Genomic DNA, 18,424 nt, shown 5'->3' on the forward strand with positions numbered 1-18,424 from the left:
GAAAGAACTCAAGGGGCAAAACGCCTTGAACTGGCGGCTTTTCCTTGGGTTAGGTTTCGTTTTGATCGGCATTGACGCCGATCGGTTATATGCCAAAAGCTCCCGGCACCAAGGCGCCGGGAGCGAAATTCGTCAAGGCGGATGCGTCAGCTCAGTCGCCGCTCGCTCTGTTGCGCCAGGGCCGACGAGAACCTCGCATCGTCCCAATTCTCCTGCAGCGCCTCGTGCATCAGTTGCGCCTGCGTCTTCGGGGCAAGGCCACCGATCGGCGGGTCGCGGTCGAGATTGGTCGGGAACGAGTAGCCCTCGGCGCAGGCAGCAACCGCGTTGCCGATCTCGGCTTCGGACAGTTTCCCCCTCAGCGACTTCAATGCCGGGAACAGCTTGGCGCTCATGTGCTCGCGATTGACCGTCTCCATGGCGCGGCCGAAAGCGGAGGAGACCTGCAGCAGATTGGCAACGCGCTTGATGTCGGTCGAGCGGTTTGTACCGGCTGCGTGGAACAGGGCCGGATTGAAGAACACGACGTCGCCCTTCTCGAGCGGCAGCTGGACATGATTGGTCTCGAAATAGTCCTTGAACTCGTGGCGCTTGAGGGCGAGGTAACCCGGCGCATAGGTCTGGCTGTGCGGCAGGAAGAGGGTAGGCCCGCTCTCAAGCGGCATGTCGCAATGAGCGACCGCGCCCTGCAGCGTGAGTACCGGCGAGAGCCTGTGCACATGCGCCGGGAACTGCTCGATCACCTTGGAAGACTGAAAACCGAGATGGTAGTCGCGGTGCGCGGACTGCGCCGCGCCGCCCGGATTGACCCGGTTGACCTGCGCGGTCATTTGATAGCTTGGGCCGAGCCAGGCTTCGCTCGCAATCGCGATGATGGGGTTTGCGTAGTATTCGGCGAAGTTTTCGGGGTCGGCGAGGCAGTGCTTTTCCAGCGAATTCCAGATGCGGTCATTGGCGCCCGGCTTGGCAAAGTGATCGCCGCCTCCGGTTGCGGTGCGGTGTTGCTCCTCGATGATCCCGTCGAATACCGCGCCGGCGCGGTCGATGACACTTGTATTCCCGTAGGCGCGCTTGAAGACGACGACGCCCGGACCTTCGCCGAACGCTTCGCATATCTCGGCGAGGACGGCGCGGCGGCCTTCAGGACTGGCGATCGCTGCTAAGACCTTGGCACTGTCGTAAATCAGAATGTTCTTTTCCACCGCCTCTGCCGTCGGATAGTCGGTCAGAGCCGTTGTCTTCTCGACAAGCTTACGGAAATCCCCGAGATCGCAGGCATCCTCGGTCAGCCAGACGCGATCGGCGCGCAGTTTCTGTCGATTGTCGGTTTTCATCAGGTGCTCCTCCCTTTCCGATGAGGGCACTATACGCCGCCGGCCGGTGTGTTATAGATCAGTAATCCATCAAAAAACCATCAGATTGGATTGCATGGCGCATCGGTTTCTCGTCAAGGACATCGCCTTCCAGGCCGGGTTGAGCACGGCAACCGTCGATCGCGTTCTTAACGGTCGAAGTGGGGTTCGACACCAGACGGTTCAGCGGGTTCAAGCGGCGATCGCCGAGCTCGAGAAACAGCAGACCGGCGCGGAGGTGAGCGGACGAAAACTCGCGATCGATGTCGTCATGGAAACGCCGGAGCGCTTCAGTACCGCGGTTCGCGATGCGTTCGAAGCGGAGGTCGCTACGTTCCTGCCAACGATTTTTCGGTGCCGCTTCCATTTCGCCGAGGTGATGAAGCAGGTTGAGCTGGTGCAATTGCTCGACCGAATCCGGCTGCGCGGCACCAAGGGCATCGTCCTGAAGGCGCCCGATGTTCCAGAGGTGATTGTCGCCGTGGCCCGCGCAATCGAAGCTGGGATTCCTGTTGTGACGCTGGTGACGGACCTGCCCAATTCGTCACGCAGCGCTTACGCAGGTGCGGACAATCGCGCGGCCGGCGAGACGGCCGCCTACCTCATCGGCGAGCATTTCGGCGACGCGCCGGGGCGCGTCCTTGTGACACTTTCCAGCGGTCGCTTTCGCGGAGAGGAAGAGCGCGAGATCGGCTTTCGCCGCGTGCTGCGCGAACGCTATCCGCTGATCGGCGTGACCGAGATCAGCGAAGGGCACGGCACGGACGTGGCGACGGGAATGCTGGCGATGCAGGCGATTGGAGCGGATCCGGCAATCAACGCGGTCTACTCCATCGGCGGCGGAAACCGGGCGGTGCTCGCCGCCTTCGAGGCAGCGCAACGGCTGGTCCGCGTGTTCGTCGCGCATGATCTCGATGCGGACAATCGCGCGCTGCTCACTGCCCGCAAGATCAGCTTCGTGCTTCATCATGATCTGCGCACGGACGCCCGATCGGCCTTTCGCGCCATTATGGCTCACCCGGTCAGAGGCGGAATTGCGCCTTCGGCATTGTCGTCGGTGGAAATTGTCACACCTTACAACATGCCTTCTGCGGATTGAGGTTCGCCTTTCCCTTGTCGGCAAAATGGCGATACAGCTTTCGTACCAGCGAGGGAAACGGCATGGAATACAGCGATATAGGGACAGTTGCGGCATGGCTGACGGAGCAGGGGCTGAAGGGCGCCTCCGAGGCCGAATTGCTGACCGGGTTCTGCAACACCTGCCGCGAGCGCGGCCTGCCGCTCGATCGCGGCATGGCGCTGATGGACACGCTCCATCCCGTCCACGAGGGACGGGCATTCCGCTGGGATAGCCGGGAAGAGGTCGAAACCGAATTCGAATATGGTCCCTCCAGTGAAGGTACTGCGCTGGAAAGTTGGCAGCGCTCCGCCTTCTACTATCTTTGGGCCGGAGAAGAGAACGAGGTTAGACGGCGTATCGGCTTCGGCGATCCGATCGACTTCGTCATGCTCGACACGATGCTCGAGCAGGGCCATACCGATTTCGTGGCGATGGTCCACCGCTTCGCCAAGGCGGGCACGATCGGCGAGATGGATTGCTTCTTCTCTCACTTTGCGACGCGCCATCCTGAGGGTTTTTCCGATCACGACCTCATCATCCTGCGAAAGTTGGTGCCGGTACTGGCACTTGCGATCAAGTGCATTGCACTGGCGCGTATCGCCAGGACAATTGCTGAAGTCTACCTTGGCGGCGATGCCGCCCGGCAGGTGCTCAAGGGCAAGATCACGCGTGGTAAGTCGGAGCGGATCTCGGCGGCTCTTTGGTTTTCGGATCTTCTGAATTACACCAAGATATCCGACAGCGCGCCGCCGGAAGAAATCCTGCCGATGCTGAACGCCTACAGCGATGTTGTCATTTCGGCGATCCACGAAGCCGGCGGCGACGTGTTGAAACTGATCGGCGACGGGGTCCTGGCGATCTTCAAGGCAGACGAGCCCGCCGATGCCTGTTGCGCGGCGCTTCGGGCCGAGAGATCCCTGCGGCAGAAGCTCAAGACACTGAACGACGAGCGTGCGCTTGAGGACCGCCCGACAACCGAGGTGTACATCGGCTTGCACATCGGCGATGTCTTCTATGGCAATATCGGCAGCCGCGAGCGGCTGGACTTCACCGTCATCGGGCCTGCCGTGAATGAGGTCAGTCGGATTGCATCGATGTGCCGTTCGGTTGATCTCAACGTGCTGATGTCATCGGAATTTGCTGCAACGATTCCGGAAGAGGAGCGCGGCGCTCTGGCCTGTATCGGTCGCTATGCACTTCGTGGCGTCAAGCGCGTGCAGGAACTCTATACGCTGGAAACGGCGCGAATGGGGATCTGATCGTCTTCAGGGTGCCCGCCTCGAAGAAATTTCACGGTGTTGTCGCCTTCTGCCGATAGAGGATTATATCGCGTTTAAGAGGCGATGCCTCTTTCAGCTTCCTCTAATCCAAATAGGAGAACGGCATGCAGATCAATCGTACAGGTTCAGCGCAGTGGTCCGGCGGACTGAAGGACGGCAAGGGGCAGATTTCCACGCAGAGTGGCGCGCTCAAACACTATCCCTACGGTTTTTCGAGCCGCTTCGAAGGTATCCCAGGTACAAATCCGGAGGAGTTGATCGGGGCGGCACATGCCGGCTGCTTCACGATGGCCCTCTCGCTTATCCTGGAAGAGGCGGGCCTCAGGGCAACCGATATGGAAACGACGGCAAAGGTGACACTTGAGAGCGTGGAGAGTGGCTTCGCCATCACGGCGATCCATCTTACGCTGACCGGCACGGTTCCGAACACCGATGAAAGGACATTCATCGAACTCGCCAACAAGGCTAAGGCTGGATGCCCGGTGTCGAAGGCGCTCTCGGCTGTTCCGATCTCGTTGGACGTCAAGCTCGCCTGAGCGATCAGGTAAGACCGAGTGCCGGGCATTGATGCCGGCACCTGTCGTCTGCCTGGTCTTTTAAGTTCCATTTTATGCGGTGCTATGCCCTGCAGCTTAGGCTGGCGGAGCGATGTCTTGCGCCTTGACGCTTCCCACATCATCCCGAATTCCGACCCTATTTACTGGACCGCAGCAGTTTAGGCAGCTTCGGGATCGCGTGGCACAAGCGAGAAAATGTTGACAGATTACGATTGATATTTTACGACTGACGAAATTCAAAAATCGTCAGTCGTAAGCGAGGTGTCCGAATTGATCAGCGATGCTGCGGAAAACACGATCGAACTAGCCCGTCAGGAGAATGTGACGCGCATTCTCGACGCTGCCGAGCGGCTTTTCCGTCACTACGGATATTCAAAGACAACGGTCGCCGACATCGCCCGCGATCTCGGTATGTCGCCGGCCAACGTCTATCGCTTTTTTGCATCGAAGGTGGAGATCCATCAGGCGATCTGCGGCCGGATGATGAATGTTAGCTACCAGATGGCCTACGACGCCTGCCATTTGCCGATCAGCGCTTCGGATCGACTGCGCCGGTTCGTCGAGGGCCAGTACCAGATGACGGTCGAGACCATGCTCGACCAGGAAAAAGTGCATGAGATGGTTATCGTTGCCATTGAGCGCGATTGGCACGTGATCGAAAAACACGTCGACAGCATTCATGAATTGATCGCCGATGTGATCCGCGAAGGGATCGCAGCCGGCGAGTTTGCCAAGCAGGATCCGGATGTCGCGTCCCGCTGTTTCGGGGCTGCAACCATCAGTCTCTGTCATCCGCAGATGGTGGCGCAGTGCCTTGCTAAGACCAACCGCGCCACCGTCGATGAACTGGTCGAATTCTCGATCAGGGCGCTGAAAAAATAACAGGCGGCCAAAGCCGCAGATCAACCAACAAGCTATTTCAGGAGTGCGAAAGATGATTTCGCTGAAGACAGTGCAGTTGCCGTCCTTTGCCAGCCTCGCGCTTCTTGGCGCCGTCGCGCTCGCCGTATCCGGCTGCAGCGAGGAGAAGAAAGCAGAAACGAAGGAGATCATCCGGCCGGTCAAGGTGGTCGAGATCGCTGAGGCTGGCGAGACGCGCTCGCTCGATTATTCCGGTGCGGTGAAGGCCCGCGTCGAGATGAACCTTGGCTTCCGTGTTGCCGGGAAGATCAACGACCGGCGCGTCAACATCGGCGATCGCGTCAAGCCGGGTGACTTGCTCGCGGAAATCGATCCGACCGACTATGAATTGGCGGTCAAGACCGCCGAGGCAAACCTTGCCGCTGCCGAAAAGGGTGTGGGAACCGCCGACCTTGCCAACAAGCGCGCCCAGCAGCTCTTCGACAAGAGCGTCACGGCAAAATCGCAGATGGAGCAGGCTGCCCTCAGCTACGATCAAGCCGTTTCGACACGGGATGCCGCAGCTTCGTCGCTCGATCAGGCAAAGAACCAGGTCGCCTACACCGAACTGAAGGCGGACCGGAACGGCATCGTGACGTCGATCAGCGCCGACACCGGCGCCGTTGTTGCTGCGGGGACGCCTGTCGTTACCGTCGCGCTCGATGGCGAGAAGGAAGTGCAGATCGCCGTTCCGGAAAACGATATCGCGCAGTTCAAGCCGGGCAAGACGGTCAAGGCCAGCTTCTGGTCCGACAGTAAGCTGGTGCTCGACGGCAAGGTGCGGGAGGTTTCCGGCAGCGCCGATGCACAGTCACGGACCTTCTCGGTTCGCGTCAGCCTTCCGATCGACGATCGCGTGCTGCTCGGCATGACGGCGACGATCGAGGCAGCCATTGGCAATGCCGAGACCAACGTTGCCATTCCGCTCAGTGCACTTGCCGAGAGGGACGGTAAGGAGATCGTATGGGTCGTCGACCGCAATGCGTCGACCGTCCATGCCCGCGAGGTCACGGTTGCGGACTTCACCGGCGGCGGCGTCCATGTCGCTGACGGCCTGAAAACTGGCGATCTCGTCGTCGCGGCCGGCACGCAGTTCATGACCGAGAACCTCAAGATCAAGCTGCCGGAACAGCAGTCGGCGCAAGCCGAAACCGGCGATATCATTCGCTAGAGTCCGGCCAGGAGAAGATACGATCATGGACAACTCGACCACCGAGAAGCGTCCCTTCAACCTGTCGCGCTGGGCGATTGGCCACCCAAGCATCGCGCGCTTCCTATTCGGCTTGATCCTTATCACCGGTGTGCTCGGCTTGATGCGCATGGGCCAGAAGGAAGATCCGGATTTCACCTTCCGCGTTATGGTCGTACAGGCCATCTGGCCGGGCGCCTCCATCCAGGAAATGGAAGACCAGGTCGTCAACAAAATCGAGCGTAAGCTGCAGGAAACCCCCCACATTGATTGGGTCAAATCCTATACGCGGGCGGGCAGCGCCATCATTACTCTGCAGGTCAAAGGCGATACCAACAGTGAACAGGTGGCCGACGCGTTCTATCAGGTCCGCAAAAAGGTCGGCGACATCTCCAATGAGCTGCCGGAAGGGCTGCTCGGTCCCTATTTCAACGACGAGTTCGGCGATACCTACATCACGCTGCACTCGATCAGCGGCGATGGTTACAGCTATCCCGAGTTGAAGAAGTTCGCCATCCAGGCACGCGACATGTTGCTGACGACGCCTGGCGTCGAAAAGGCGGTCATCATCGGCGACCAGCCTGAGAAGATCTACATTGACGTTTCCTCGAAGGCACTGGCTGAACGCGGCCTGACCGTGCTCGACCTGCAAAATGCAATCAAGGGGCAGAACAGCGTCGATCCGGCCGGATCGGTCGATACCGGCACGCGTTCGGTGCGCATCTCCGTCGAAGGTGACGTGACAAAGGCCGAGGATATCCGCGAACTGCGCATAAAGGCCGGCAATCAGGTGACGCGTCTCGGGGATATCGCCACGGTCTATTCCGGCCTCGAAGATCCCTATCAGCGCAAATATCGCTTCAATGGTCACGAGAGCGTCCAGGTCGGCGTTGTCATGGCCAAGGGCTTCAAGGTGACCGATGTCGGCAAGGATGTCGAAGCCACCTATCAGCGCTTCGAAGAATCGCTGCCCTACGGTGTAGCCGTTGACCAGATTTCCAACCAGCCCGACGTTGTCACCGACGCGATCAGCGAGTTCATGCATGCGCTTGGTGAGGCACTGATAATCGTGCTCATCGTCTCCTTCCTATCCATCGGCTGGCGCTCGGGTCTCGTGATCGCGATCGCTATCCCACTCGTGCTGGCTGCGACCTTCGCCATCATGTACGAGCTCGGGATCGACCTGCAGCGCATCTCGCTCGGCGCTCTGATCATCGCGCTCGGCCTGCTCGTGGATGACGCAATGATCGTCGTCGAATTGATGGAGCGAAAACTCGAGGAGGGGCTTGTCAAGATCGAGGCGGCGAGCTTCGCCTATTCCTCGACCGCCTTCCCGATGCTGACGGGTACGCTGATCACCACCGCCGGGTTCATCCCGGTTGGCTTTGCGGCCTCGACCGCCGGTGAATATGTGCGCACGCTGTTCTATGTCGTTGGCATCGCGCTCGTCGTCTCGTGGTTCGTGGCGGTCTATTTCACGCCATGGCTCGGCTACATGATCCTGAAGCAGCGCCACCATGCGGGCCAGCATCACGATGCCTTCGATACGAACTTCTACCGACGCCTTCGGGCAACTGTCGGCTGGGCCGTGCGTCATCGCATCATCGTGGTGGCGATGACATTGGTCACCTTCGCGACCAGCCTCTGGGCGTTCCAGTTCATTCCACAGAACTTCTTCCCGCAGTCGTCGCGCCCGGAAATCCTCGTCGACCTCTGGCTGCCCGAAGGCACCAGCATCAAGGACGTCGAGGCGCAGACGAAGGCGCTCGAAGCCAAGATCATGGACGATACGGACAAGAAATTCGTCGCCACCTATATCGGCGAAGGCGCCCCGCGCTTCTTTCTGCCGCTCGATCAGCAGCTTCGCAATCCGAACTTCTCGCAACTCCTTGTCATGGCAAACGACGAGCCGGCGCGTGAACGGCTGATCGTGAAGCTGCGGACCATTCTTGCGGAAGACTTCCCTGATATCCGCGGCAAGGTGGATCGTCTGTTCCTCGGCCCCCCGACGGGCTGGCCGGTGCAGATGCGCATCATGGGGCCGGATCGCCAGGAAGTCCGCAAGATCGCCGACGAGGTGAAGGCAAGGTTCCAGGCCAATCCGCTGCTCGGCGCGATCCATGACGACTGGCTGGAGCCGGTACCGGCGATGAAGCTGGTGATCGATCAGGACCGTGCCCGTGCGCTCGGCGTCACCTCGCAACGCGTTCGTCAGATGCTGCAGACAGCCGTATCCGGCGCGCCGCTTGACGACTTCCGCGATGGCGAGGAGACGGTATCGATCGTTGCCCGCGAGCCGGAGGACAACCGCTCGCTGCTGTCGGCGGTCAATTCGGTCTACGTGCCGACGGATTTCGGCGGCTTTGTTCCGGTTTCGCAGGTTGCCAAGGTGATGCCGGTTCTGGAGCAGGGGATCGAATGGCGGCGCGACCGTCTGCCGACGATCACGGTCCGCGCAACGCTACCGGATGGCGTGCAGTCCAATGACGTGGTCATGAAGATGTATGCCGACATGCAGTCGCTGCGCGACAGCCTGCCGGCCGGCTACAAAGTCGAGATCCAAGGTGGCGCGGAAGATTCCGCGGAAAGCCAGGCCTCGATTGCAGCCAAGGCGCCGATCATGCTCGTTGTTATTGTCATCCTGCTGATGGCGCAGCTGCAGCATTTCGGCAAGGCGATGCTCGTGCTGGCAACCGGTCCGCTCGGGATCATCGGCGCGGCCGCTGCCCTGCTGATATCGGGTGCACCGTTCGGCTTCGTCGCTATCCTCGGCGTCATCGCACTGCTCGGCATTATCATCCGCAACTCGATCATCCTCGTCGACCAGATCGATCAGGACATCAAGGCGGGGATGCATCGGCAGGAAGCGATCGTCGGTGCCGCGGTCCGACGTTTCCGCCCGATCATGCTGACGGCGCTGACGGCTGTCCTGGCGCTGATCCCGATCTCGCGTGGCGTCTTCTGGGGTCCGTTGGCCTACGCCATGATGGGCGGCATTCTGGTCGCGACGGTACTGACGATCCTGGTGCTGCCGGCTGCGTACGCGCTGTTCTTCGGCAAGGAGCCGAAGGCGGCCGGCGCCGAAAGCGACCGGTCGAACGCCAATGACGACGCGGTGGATGATCGCCATCCCCCGGCTGTCGCTGCCGAGTGAAGTCAAAAGGCGCGGTGAAAGCCGCGCCTTTCTCCCGTTAGAGAGATCAGCCTTCTGCTTTCGCACGCTTTGGCAGCACGAGATCATCCACCGTGTAGGCGTGGAATTCACTTGTCGAGACGCTGTCGAGCATGCGGAATTTCTCAAGAAAAACCGGATCGGCGAAAAATTCGCCGACATTGCCTTCATCCTGGATCGCTTCGATGTTGACGACGGTCTTGCCGTCCGTGCTTTTCGAAAGGTTGCTCCAAAGGAAGCCTTCCTTGCGCTCCGCGACATAGTGAACGACGTCCTGGATGATCCGGAAAGCCTCTTCCTGTTTTCCCGGATGGGCGTGAATGACGTTGACGATGAAGGTCGTGGGCGCCGGCGCGATATTGAAGCCGGCGGCGTATTCTTTGGACATGCTAGTCTCCGTGGTTGCAAGGCCGAGTTCTTGGCCGACGGGAGCGTGATAGCCTTGTAGCGATTTCGGAAAAATGGGACGACATTCCGATAAGATCGGACTGTTTTGTCCGCAATGGGAGGAATGCTTGGATAACTTTGGTGCGCTCGGAATATTCATACAGGCCGCCGAACTCCGCAGCTTCGCCAGAACAGGACAGCAATTCGGTATCTCGTCCTCAGCTGTCGGCAAGGCGATTGCGCGGCTTGAGGATCGGCTGGGAGTGCGGCTCTTTCATCGCAGCACGCGCAGCATCACCCTGACGCCCGAGGGGGCGATGTTCCTCGAGCGCTGCCGACGGATCGCCTGCGAGATCGAAGCTGCAGAGCTTGAGCTGGCGAGGACTAAGGCGGTGCCGCGTGGAAAGCTGCGTGTCAGTCTACCGCTGGCAGGCATGTTGTTCATGCCGACGATTACCGCGTTCATGCGGTCCTATCCCGAGATCGAGCTGGACCTGGATTTTACCGATCGCCTTGTCGATGTGATCGATGAGGGGTTCGATGCCGTAGTTAGAACCGGCGAGATCAGCGATTCGCGTCTGATGACGCGCACGCTCGGCAAGTTCTCTCACCGCATCGTGGGCTCGAGCGAATACCTCGCCCGCATGAGTGTGCCGACGACATTGCAGGACTTGCGGCGTCACTTTTGCCTCCATCACAAATACCCCTCGAACGGCAAGCTGGAGCGGTGGCCATTCCGGAGCGATGATGCGGTGGATCTGCCCGTATCCTCCATCGCGAGCACCCTGGAGCCCTTGATCTATATGGCCGAGAGCGGGATCGGGCTTGCCTGCCTGCCACTCTTTGCTGTGCGCGACCAACTCCGTTCGGGCCGGCTTATCTCCGTGATGGAAGAAGAGCTGGCAGACGTCGGCGCTTTTCGCATCCTATGGCCTGCCAATCGCTACCCGACCCCGAAGATACAGGTCTTCGTCGACTACATGGCGCGGCATCTTTTCAGCTAGCCGCGAGAGCGGCCTCCGCTTTCAAGCCGAGCAGCGCAGCGCCGATCAGGCCGGGCTCGACGCGGCATTCGCTGCGGACCACCAGCGGGCGATCGAATTTGCGCAGGGTGCGCTGCCGGACGGCCTTGTCCAGCTCCGCAAGCAGCGGTTCGACGTTGGAAAGCCCGCCGCCGACGGGAACGATGGTCGCGCCCGTGATGTTGATGGTCAGCGCAAGCGGTGAGGCGACGAGATCGACGAAGACGTCGATGGTGCGCGCTGCCTTGGCCTCGTCTTTCAACCAGTCATCGATAATTTCCTGGCTGGAGAGATCGACGTCATGCAGCGTCTTGTACAATCGCTCGAGACCACGCGCGCCGCCGACCGTATCGACACACCTCTTCTGGCCGCAGCCGCAGGGATAGGCCGGGATCGCGACCGGCGGATTGCCGGCGTGAGACGCAAGCGCCGGTCCATGACCCCATTCGCCGGCAAAGCCGCCGGCGGCATTGATCAGGCGACCGTCCGCGACGACGCCGCCGCCGACGCCTGTCCCGAGAATGGCACCGAGGACGATGCGGTGACCGCGTCCGGCGCCGAGATCGGCTTCCGCCATGGCGAAGCAGTCGGCATCATTTGCAATCAGTACCGGCAGGCCAAGTTCGACTTCGAGGTCGACGGCGAGATTGCGGCCGTGGATACAGGGAATATTGGCACAGGTGAGCCGCTGCGTATCCGGATCGACCACGCCGGCGATCGAGAAGGCAAGGCGCGTCGGCTGCTCGCCGGTTTCCGCGACGATGGCACGCAGCGTACCGACAAAGGCAGAGAAGTCGTCCTTGGGGGTAGGGCGACGGCCGAGCGGCGTGATGTTGGTTTCGGAGTGCGCCACACCGCCCTTGATGGCGGAGCCGCCGATGTCGAAAGAGATGATCATTCGGGTTCTGCTGCTTTGGATGGCCTCTGCGTCTGCTCGCACCCTTCCGCGGGTTTTGCAAGCCAAATCCGGGCTAGGCCGGAAGCGTCATTTTCGCCTCGAAGCCGGTTTTCGCGCCGGTCGCCGGCGACAACAATTCCAGCGTCCCGCCCATTTGGGACACGATGCGGTCGGCAATCGCTAGTCCGAGCCCGGAACCGGACGCTGTCGTTTTGCCGCGGCTGAAACGCTTTTTCAGGCCGGCCATCTCGGTCTCGCGAACCGGCGGTCCGCCGTTGACGACGCGGATGACGCCGCCACTTTCGAGGCTGACATTGACCGGCAGGTCCGGATCGCCGTGCAGCAACGCATTCTCGATCAGGTTCCGGGTGACAATGCCGAAGGCGTCCATGTCGGCGTTGCGGATGAGCTTTGCGTCCGGCGCAGCGGAATATCGAAGCCTACCATTCGTGCGGCTGTCGCGTTGAAAGTCGGTAACGACCATGTCCAGGACCGGACGCAGGTCGACCGCATTTGAGCTCCCGCCGATGCCGGCTTCCGCGCGTGACAACTGCAAGAGCTTTTCTGCCAAACGGCCGAGATTGACCAGCGAAGCCTCGACCTGTTGGACGCGATCTCGCGTTGCACTAGGCGGCAATTCCTCGGCAAGGCGCTGAGTCTGTGCAAGCGCGCCGGCGATCGGCGTTCGCAGTTCGTGCGCGCTGTTGGCGGTGAATTCGCGCTCCGCCTCGAGAGCCGCACGCAGGCGCCCGAGGAGCAGGTTGACCGATCGCGCAATCGGCCGCAGTTCGACCGGCAGGTTCCGATCGTCGACCTCGGCCATGTTGCCACCGTCCTTCGTCCCGATATCTCGCCGAAGCGTCTCGATCGGTCGCAGCGCGCGCCCGACGATGAACCAGATTGCGAAAATGCTGGCCGGAATGAGCGCCGCCAAAGGGATCAGCAGTGTCACGGTGCTTTCGCGCACCGCCTCGCGCCTGTTCTTGAACCGGTCAGCCACCTGCAGGAATAGAGAGCCGTCGGCTGTCATCTCGGTATAAATTCGAGCTGTCGGCGTGTCGTAAAAGCCGGTGCGAAGCGGTGCATCGAAGGGCTCGACCGGTGCGTCATTCGAGCGCAACGCTACTTTGCCGCTGGCGTCGCGCACCTGATAGGTCAGATACTCGCGTCTGGCCGCAGCGTCGAACATCGCCATGCTGTGCGGATCGATCTTCGTACTCTGGTTCAGATCGTCGAGGATCAGAGCCAGCAGGCGCTCGGTCGTCTCCTGCTGGGCGCCGTCGAAAATCTCGTCGAATTCATGCTGCATCACGCGAAAGCTGAGGCCGATTGCAGCGAGCCAGAAGACGACCATGACGGTCGTCAGGGCAAGAATGAGTGGGCCGGTGATGCTGCGTTCGCGTTTCATCTTCATCCGAGTGTGTAGCCGATGCCGCGCGCCGTGCGGATCCTGTCCTTGCCGATCTTCTTGCGCAAACGGCTCACATAGACCTCGACGGTGTTGCTTTCGATCTCCGAGCCGAACGCATAGAGCGCTTCCTCGATTCGGTCCTTCGGAACGATCGCGCCTGGGCGGGCGGTCAAGAGGTCGAGCACCGCCCATTCGCGGCTCGTCAGGATGATCGTTTCGCCGGCCACGGAGAGTTGATGAAGGGGCCGGTTGATCTCGATATCGGAAATGCGGAGCACGGGATGCGGATTGGCGTCATAGCGGCGCGCGACCGCCATGATACGCGCTTCCAACTCGTCCAGATTGAACGGCTTCACGAGATAGTCGTCGGCGCCGGCATTCAGTCCATCGATGCGATCCGAAACCTGGTCGCGCGCGGTCAAGATGATAACGGGCGTCTTCAGGCCTCGTTCACGAAAGCGGCGAAGAAACTCAACACCACTGCCATCTGGGAGCTGAAGGTCGAGAAGGATCAGCCCGTAGTCGACAGGTCGAGCCGCGGCGTCAGCGTCGGCGAGATTTTGTACCCAGTCGACAGCATGATTGGCCGCGACGACGTGATCCCGCACTGCTCCACCAATCATTCTGTCATCTTCAACCAGCAGAATTCGCACAGTTTTTTCCTCGCTGCCAGTTAGCTCGCAGTTCAACCCTTGGTCAAGCAAGGCTTGATCGACAAAGATGACAAGCAGATGGCATCCGGCCCCCGCGCGGTAAGTCAAAATAGGCTGTGCGATTTCTCAATGCACTCGACATTTGCCCGAATTCTGGTTTGATCTGCCGCAATGTGTATCTTCGCGTCGGCTACGGCCGGTCCTTGCAGCATGGTAGAGACTTGATGGTAAGAAAATCCGAGACTTCGGGACGGCTGGATGACGCGGCGCGTGCAGGATGGCTCTACTACGTGGCGGGGCGGACGCAGGATGAGATTGCCTCTTCCATGGGGATTTCGCGGCAATCGGCACAGCGTCTGGTGTCACTGGCCGTTGCCGAACGGCTCATCAAGGTGCGGCTCGACCATCCGATCGCCGCCTGCCTCGAACTTGCCAATGCCGTGCGCAAGAAGTTCAACCTGAAGCATGTCGAGGTCGTGCCGAGCGACCCGGGCTCCAGCTCGACGACCGTCGGCATCGCGGAAGCCGCAGCGGCTGAAATCGAACGCTGGCTGAAGCGGACGGATCCGATCGTGCTGGCGGTCGGCACCGGGCGAACGTTGAAGGCCGCGGTCGATCAGCTGCCCGCCATCGAATGTCCCAACCATCGCATCGTGTCGCTGACCGGCAACATCGCGCCTGATGGTTCGGCCGCTTACTACAACGTCATCTTTAGCATGGCCGACGCGGTGAAAGCGCGGCACTTCCCGATGCCGCTGCCGGTCCTGGTGACGTCGGCGGAGGAGAGGGAAACCTTGCACGGTCAGCAGCTCGTCCGCTCGACGCTGGAGATCAGCGCGCAGGCGGACGTGACATTCGTCGGCATCGGCGAGCTTGGCATCGACGGGCCGCTTTGCGTCGACGGCTTTCTCGAGAAGGACGAGATGATGGAGCTGATGCGCAACGGCGCCGTAGGCGAGATCTGCGGCTGGGTGTTCGATGGCGAAGGCAAGCTCCTCGACAACCCGATCAACGAGCGGGTGGCCTCTGCGTCGATCCCCTCGCGCGAGTCGTCGACCGTCATTGGAATCGGCAAGGGCAAGCGCAAATTCAAGGCGATCAAGGCGGCTGTAACAGGCCATCAGATCAATGCGCTTATCACCGATGAGGACACTGCCGAGTATCTGCTCAGGTCTTGAGCAAATATTTATTCCTTTAAATTCAGGTAGATAACCCACGCCTTCGCTGCTGCAGCAACGAATGGTGATTGACATTTTTCTCCTAAGGGCGAGTAATTGCTCATGAGCAAAGCGAATGCTCGCACCCATCTTCTGGGAGGAAGATATGACATTGAGAACTCTCCTGCTGGGCGCCTGCTCAGCACTGGCGTTTGCCGGCATGGCTTCGGCCGAAACGCTGACAATCGCGACCGTCAACAACGGCGACATGATCCGGATGCAGAAGCTGACGGATGACTTCAAGAAAAAGAACCCCGACATCGATCTCGAGTGGGTCACCCTCGAAGAAAACGTCCTGCGCCAGAAGGTCACCACCGACATCGCGACCAAGGGCGGTCAGTATGACGTTCTGACGATCGGTACCTATGAAGTTCCGATTTGGGCAAAGCAGGGCTGGCTGTTGCCGCTCGACAATCTGGGCGCCGACTACGACGCTGACGACCTGCTTCCGGCAATCCGTAGCGGCCTGACCGCAGACGGAAAGCTCTATGCAGCGCCGTTCTACGGCGAAAGCTCGATGGTCATGTACCGCAAGGACCTGTTCGAAGCCGCCGGCCTGAAGATGCCGGACGCGCCGACCTGGGACTTCATCGCGGAAGCCGCGAAGAAGATCACTAACAAGGACAAGGAAATCTACGGCATCTGCCTGCGCGGCAAGGCCGGCTGGGGTGAAAACATGGCCTTTCTGACGGCTATGTCGAATTCCTTCGGTGCCCGCTGGTTCGATGAGCAATGGAAGCCGCAGTTCGATCAACCGGAGTGGAAGGACACGCTGAACTTCTACGTCAACCTGATGAAGGAAGCCGGACCTCCGGGCGCTTCGTCGAACGGCTTCAACGAAAACCTGGCGCTCTTCCAGACCGGCAAGTGCGGCATGTGGATCGACGCGACCGTTGCTGCATCCTTCGTCAGCAACCCGAAGGAATCCACCGTCGCCGACAAGGTCGGCTTCGCTCTGGCTCCGGACAAGGGTCTCGGCAAGCGTGGCAACTGGCTCTGGGCCTGGAACCTCGCCATCCCGGCAGGCTCGCAGAAGGTCGAGGCAGCCCAGAAGTTCGTCGCCTGGGCAACGAGCAAGGATTACACCAACCTCGTCGCCGAGAAGGAAGGCTGGCTGAACGCACCTCCCGGTACCCGCACGTCGCTCTATGCAAATGCCGACTACCAGAAGGCAGCGCCTTTCGCGAAGATGACGCTCGACAGCATCAACGCGGCCGATCCGACCAAGCCGACCGTCAAGCCGGTCCCTTATGTCGGTGTCCAGTTCGTCGCCATCCCTGAGTTCCAGGGCATAGGCACGGCGGTCGGCCAGCAGTTCTCCGCGGCTCTCGCCGGCCAGGTATCGGTCGACCAGGCGCTGCAGAGCGCACAGCAGTTGACGACCCGCGAAATGACCAAGGCTGGTTACATCAAATAAATAACCTCCTGAGAAGGCGGGGCCTTTGACCTCCCCGCCCGTCTGGGTCGCCGAATTGCCCAAACTGCATCGGCGGCCCTTTTTTGCTCAGCTGTCCCGCAGCCGTCTGCCTCTTTGAACAGGATCGGTCATCGCCATGGCAACGTTACACACCCGCTCCGCAGCGCGAATGATGATCGCACCATCCGTTGTGCTTCTCTTCCTGTGGATGATCGTCCCGCTCGTGATGACGATCTATTTCTCGACGCTGAACTACAATTTGCTCAGCCCGGGGATGGAAACCTTCGTCGGTTTCCTGAACTACAAATATTTCCTGACCGATCCCGCCTTTTTCTCCGCATTGATCAATACGTTGCTTCTGGTGCTTGGCGTGCTGTTGATCACTGTCATCGGTGGCATCTTGTTTGCGCTGCTACTCGACCAGGATATTTACGGGCAGGGGATCGTGCGCATTCTGGTAATCGCGCCCTTCTTCGTCATGCCGACGGTTGCGGCGCTGGTGTGGAAGAACATGTTCATGAACCCGGTCAACGGGCTCTTCGCGCATCTTGCCAAGGCACTCGGCCTGCAGCCTTACGACTGGCTGGCGAATGCGCCGTTGTTTTCGATCATCCTGATTGTTGCCTGGCAATGGTTACCCTTCGCGACCCTTATCATGCTGACAGCACTGCAATCGCTCGATGAAGAGCAGAAGGAAGCCGCCGAGATGGACGGCGCCGGTGCACTTTCGAAGTTCTTCTACGTCATCCTGCCGCACATGGCGCGCGCCATCACAGTGGTTATCCTGATCCAGACGATCTTCCTGCTTTCGGTCTTTGCCGAAATTCTGGTGACCACCAACGGCGGCCCTGGCACGCAGAGCACGAACCTTACCTTCCTCGTTTACGCGCAGGCACTCTTGCAATTCGATATCGGCGGCGCCTCGGCAGGTGGTATCGTCGCTGTTATCCTCGCCAACATCGTTGCGATCTTCCTCGTGCGCCTCGTCGGCAAGAATCTGGAGGCTTGAGATGGCTAGAAAGGTCTCAACTCGACGCAAAGTGGTCATGACCGCAGTCGCCTGGGCGCTCGGCATTCTGATCTTCTTCCCGATCCTCTGGACGTTCTTGACGAGCTTCAAGACAGAAGCGGATGCCATCGCCTCACCGCCGCAGTTCCTGTTCTTCCATTGGACGACCGAGAGTTACGCGGAAGTCCAAAGCCGCTCGAACTATCTTGGTCACTTCATGAACTCGGTGATCATTTCCTTTGGCTCGACGCTAATCGGTCTGATCATCGCTATCCCCGCCGCCTGGGCCATGGCGTTCTCGCCGACCAAGCGGACGAAGGATCTTCTGATGTGGATGCTGTCCACGAAGATGATGCCTCCGGTCGGCGCACTCATCCCGATCTACCTGCTGTTTCGCAACTCGGGCCTGCTCGACAGCCGTTTCGGACTGGTGATCGTGCTGACGCTGATCAACCTGCCGATCATCGTGTGGATGCTCTACACCTACTTCAAGGAAATCCCCGGCGAAATCCTAGAAGCCGCACGGATGGACGGCGCCTCGCTTCTTAAGGAGATCATCTATGTGCTGACGCCGATGGCGGTGCCGGGCATTGCTTCGACACTGCTCCTCAACATCATCCTGGCTTGGAACGAAGCCTTCTGGACGCTGAACCTGAGCGCCTCGAAAGCAGCGCCGCTGACGGCCTTCATCGCATCCTATTCCAGCCCCGAAGGCCTGTTCTACGCCAAGCTTTCGGCGGCCTCCACCATGGCGATCGCCCCGATCCTGATCCTCGGCTGGTTCTCGCAGAAACAACTCGTCCGCGGCCTGACCTTCGGCGCGGTGAAATAAGACATCAG

The 18,424-nt window shown here is 60.1% G+C and carries 16 protein-coding genes; 11 read left to right on the top strand and 5 right to left on the bottom strand.

Features of this window, described 5'->3' with window-relative positions; translation table 11 throughout:
- Positions 1-146 precede the first annotated feature (146 nt).
- The gene (locus K9B32_RS25840) at positions 147-1,334 is read right to left on the bottom strand and encodes a phytanoyl-CoA dioxygenase family protein (RefSeq protein ID WP_224567631.1); all 1,188 of its coding nucleotides are present in this window, start codon (positions 1,332-1,334) and stop codon (positions 147-149) included.
- Between the two features lie 94 nt (positions 1,335-1,428).
- Between K9B32_RS25840 and K9B32_RS25845 the strand changes: the two genes are divergently transcribed.
- The 6 genes from K9B32_RS25845 (at position 1,429) to K9B32_RS25870 (ending at position 9,552) form a co-directional block, all read left to right on the top strand.
- Complete coding sequence (locus tag K9B32_RS25845) at positions 1,429-2,451, top strand: LacI family DNA-binding transcriptional regulator (RefSeq protein WP_224567632.1); 1,023 nt, start codon at positions 1,429-1,431, stop codon at positions 2,449-2,451.
- 62 nt (positions 2,452-2,513) lie between these two features.
- On the top strand, positions 2,514-3,731 hold the full coding sequence (locus tag K9B32_RS25850) for an adenylate/guanylate cyclase domain-containing protein (RefSeq protein ID WP_224567633.1): 1,218 nt from the start codon (positions 2,514-2,516) through the stop codon (positions 3,729-3,731).
- A 125-nt stretch (positions 3,732-3,856) separates the two neighbouring features.
- Positions 3,857-4,288, top strand: coding sequence for an OsmC family protein (locus K9B32_RS25855; protein ID WP_007793984.1), 432 nt, complete (start codon positions 3,857-3,859; stop codon positions 4,286-4,288).
- 294 nt (positions 4,289-4,582) lie between these two features.
- Entirely contained in the window at positions 4,583-5,191 is a 609-nt protein-coding gene (locus K9B32_RS25860; RefSeq protein ID WP_224567686.1) for a TetR family transcriptional regulator, read from the top strand.
- A 52-nt stretch (positions 5,192-5,243) separates the two neighbouring features.
- Entirely contained in the window at positions 5,244-6,380 is a 1,137-nt protein-coding gene (locus tag K9B32_RS25865; RefSeq protein ID WP_224567634.1) for an efflux RND transporter periplasmic adaptor subunit, read from the top strand.
- 25 nt (positions 6,381-6,405) lie between these two features.
- Positions 6,406-9,552: an efflux RND transporter permease subunit gene (locus K9B32_RS25870; protein WP_224567635.1), complete on the top strand. Its 3,147-nt coding sequence runs from the start codon at positions 6,406-6,408 to the stop codon at positions 9,550-9,552.
- A gap of 46 nt (positions 9,553-9,598) precedes the next feature.
- Here the strand turns inward: K9B32_RS25870 and K9B32_RS25875 are convergent, their stop codons facing one another.
- Positions 9,599-9,958: an antibiotic biosynthesis monooxygenase gene (locus K9B32_RS25875; RefSeq protein WP_224567636.1), complete on the bottom strand. Its 360-nt coding sequence runs from the start codon at positions 9,956-9,958 to the stop codon at positions 9,599-9,601.
- A gap of 127 nt (positions 9,959-10,085) precedes the next feature.
- Between K9B32_RS25875 and K9B32_RS25880 the strand changes: the two genes are divergently transcribed.
- Positions 10,086-10,961, top strand: coding sequence for a LysR family transcriptional regulator (locus K9B32_RS25880; RefSeq protein WP_224567638.1), 876 nt, complete (start codon positions 10,086-10,088; stop codon positions 10,959-10,961).
- Here the strand turns inward: K9B32_RS25880 and K9B32_RS25885 are convergent.
- From K9B32_RS25885 to K9B32_RS25895, 3 genes are all read right to left on the bottom strand, one after another.
- Positions 10,954-11,877 carry an ROK family protein gene (locus tag K9B32_RS25885; RefSeq protein ID WP_224567641.1) on the bottom strand — a complete coding sequence of 308 codons (924 nt, stop codon included), beginning with the start codon at positions 11,875-11,877 and terminating at the stop codon, positions 10,954-10,956. The genes K9B32_RS25880 and K9B32_RS25885 overlap by 8 nt on opposite strands.
- A 73-nt stretch (positions 11,878-11,950) precedes the next feature.
- Positions 11,951-13,285 carry an ATP-binding protein gene (locus K9B32_RS25890; protein WP_224567643.1) on the bottom strand — a complete coding sequence of 445 codons (1,335 nt, stop codon included), beginning with the start codon at positions 13,283-13,285 and terminating at the stop codon, positions 11,951-11,953.
- Between the two features lie 2 nt (positions 13,286-13,287).
- Entirely contained in the window at positions 13,288-13,941 is a 654-nt protein-coding gene (locus K9B32_RS25895) for a response regulator (protein WP_224567645.1), read from the bottom strand.
- 224 nt (positions 13,942-14,165) lie between these two features.
- Here K9B32_RS25895 and K9B32_RS25900 point away from each other — a divergent pair, with 224 nt between their 5' ends.
- From K9B32_RS25900 to K9B32_RS25915, 4 genes are all read left to right on the top strand, one after another.
- A complete protein-coding gene (locus K9B32_RS25900) occupies positions 14,166-15,119 on the top strand; it encodes a sugar-binding transcriptional regulator (RefSeq protein WP_224567648.1) in 954 nt (317 codons plus the stop codon).
- 145 nt (positions 15,120-15,264) lie between these two features.
- Positions 15,265-16,575: an ABC transporter substrate-binding protein gene (locus K9B32_RS25905; protein ID WP_224567650.1), complete on the top strand. Its 1,311-nt coding sequence runs from the start codon at positions 15,265-15,267 to the stop codon at positions 16,573-16,575.
- Positions 16,576-16,711: 136 nt separating this feature from the next.
- Positions 16,712-17,584 carry a carbohydrate ABC transporter permease gene (locus K9B32_RS25910; RefSeq protein WP_224567652.1) on the top strand — a complete coding sequence of 291 codons (873 nt, stop codon included), beginning with the start codon at positions 16,712-16,714 and terminating at the stop codon, positions 17,582-17,584.
- 1 nt (position 17,585) lies between these two features.
- Positions 17,586-18,416, top strand: coding sequence for a carbohydrate ABC transporter permease (locus K9B32_RS25915; protein WP_007793948.1), 831 nt, complete (start codon positions 17,586-17,588; stop codon positions 18,414-18,416).
- Positions 18,417-18,424: the final 8 nt, after the last annotated feature.

The organism is Rhizobium sp. 3T7, from assembly GCF_020166565.1.
Taxonomy (GTDB): Bacteria; Pseudomonadota; Alphaproteobacteria; order Rhizobiales; family Rhizobiaceae; genus Rhizobium.

Coding starts and splice junctions, on each gene's coding strand:
- K9B32_RS25840 (WP_224567631.1), bottom strand. CDS start 1,334: ATGAAAACCGACAATCGACAGAAACTGCGCGCCGATCGCGTCTGGCTG.
- K9B32_RS25845 (WP_224567632.1), top strand. CDS start 1,429: ATGGCGCATCGGTTTCTCGTCAAGGACATCGCCTTCCAGGCCGGGTTG.
- K9B32_RS25850 (WP_224567633.1), top strand. CDS start 2,514: ATGGAATACAGCGATATAGGGACAGTTGCGGCATGGCTGACGGAGCAG.
- K9B32_RS25855 (WP_007793984.1), top strand. CDS start 3,857: ATGCAGATCAATCGTACAGGTTCAGCGCAGTGGTCCGGCGGACTGAAG.
- K9B32_RS25865 (WP_224567634.1), top strand. CDS start 5,244: ATGATTTCGCTGAAGACAGTGCAGTTGCCGTCCTTTGCCAGCCTCGCG.
- K9B32_RS25870 (WP_224567635.1), top strand. CDS start 6,406: ATGGACAACTCGACCACCGAGAAGCGTCCCTTCAACCTGTCGCGCTGG.
- K9B32_RS25875 (WP_224567636.1), bottom strand. CDS start 9,958: ATGTCCAAAGAATACGCCGCCGGCTTCAATATCGCGCCGGCGCCCACG.
- K9B32_RS25885 (WP_224567641.1), bottom strand. CDS start 11,877: ATGATCATCTCTTTCGACATCGGCGGCTCCGCCATCAAGGGCGGTGTG.
- K9B32_RS25890 (WP_224567643.1), bottom strand. CDS start 13,285: ATGAAACGCGAACGCAGCATCACCGGCCCACTCATTCTTGCCCTGACG.
- K9B32_RS25900 (WP_224567648.1), top strand. CDS start 14,166: ATGGTAAGAAAATCCGAGACTTCGGGACGGCTGGATGACGCGGCGCGT.
- K9B32_RS25905 (WP_224567650.1), top strand. CDS start 15,265: ATGACATTGAGAACTCTCCTGCTGGGCGCCTGCTCAGCACTGGCGTTT.
- K9B32_RS25910 (WP_224567652.1), top strand. CDS start 16,712: ATGGCAACGTTACACACCCGCTCCGCAGCGCGAATGATGATCGCACCA.
- K9B32_RS25915 (WP_007793948.1), top strand. CDS start 17,586: ATGGCTAGAAAGGTCTCAACTCGACGCAAAGTGGTCATGACCGCAGTC.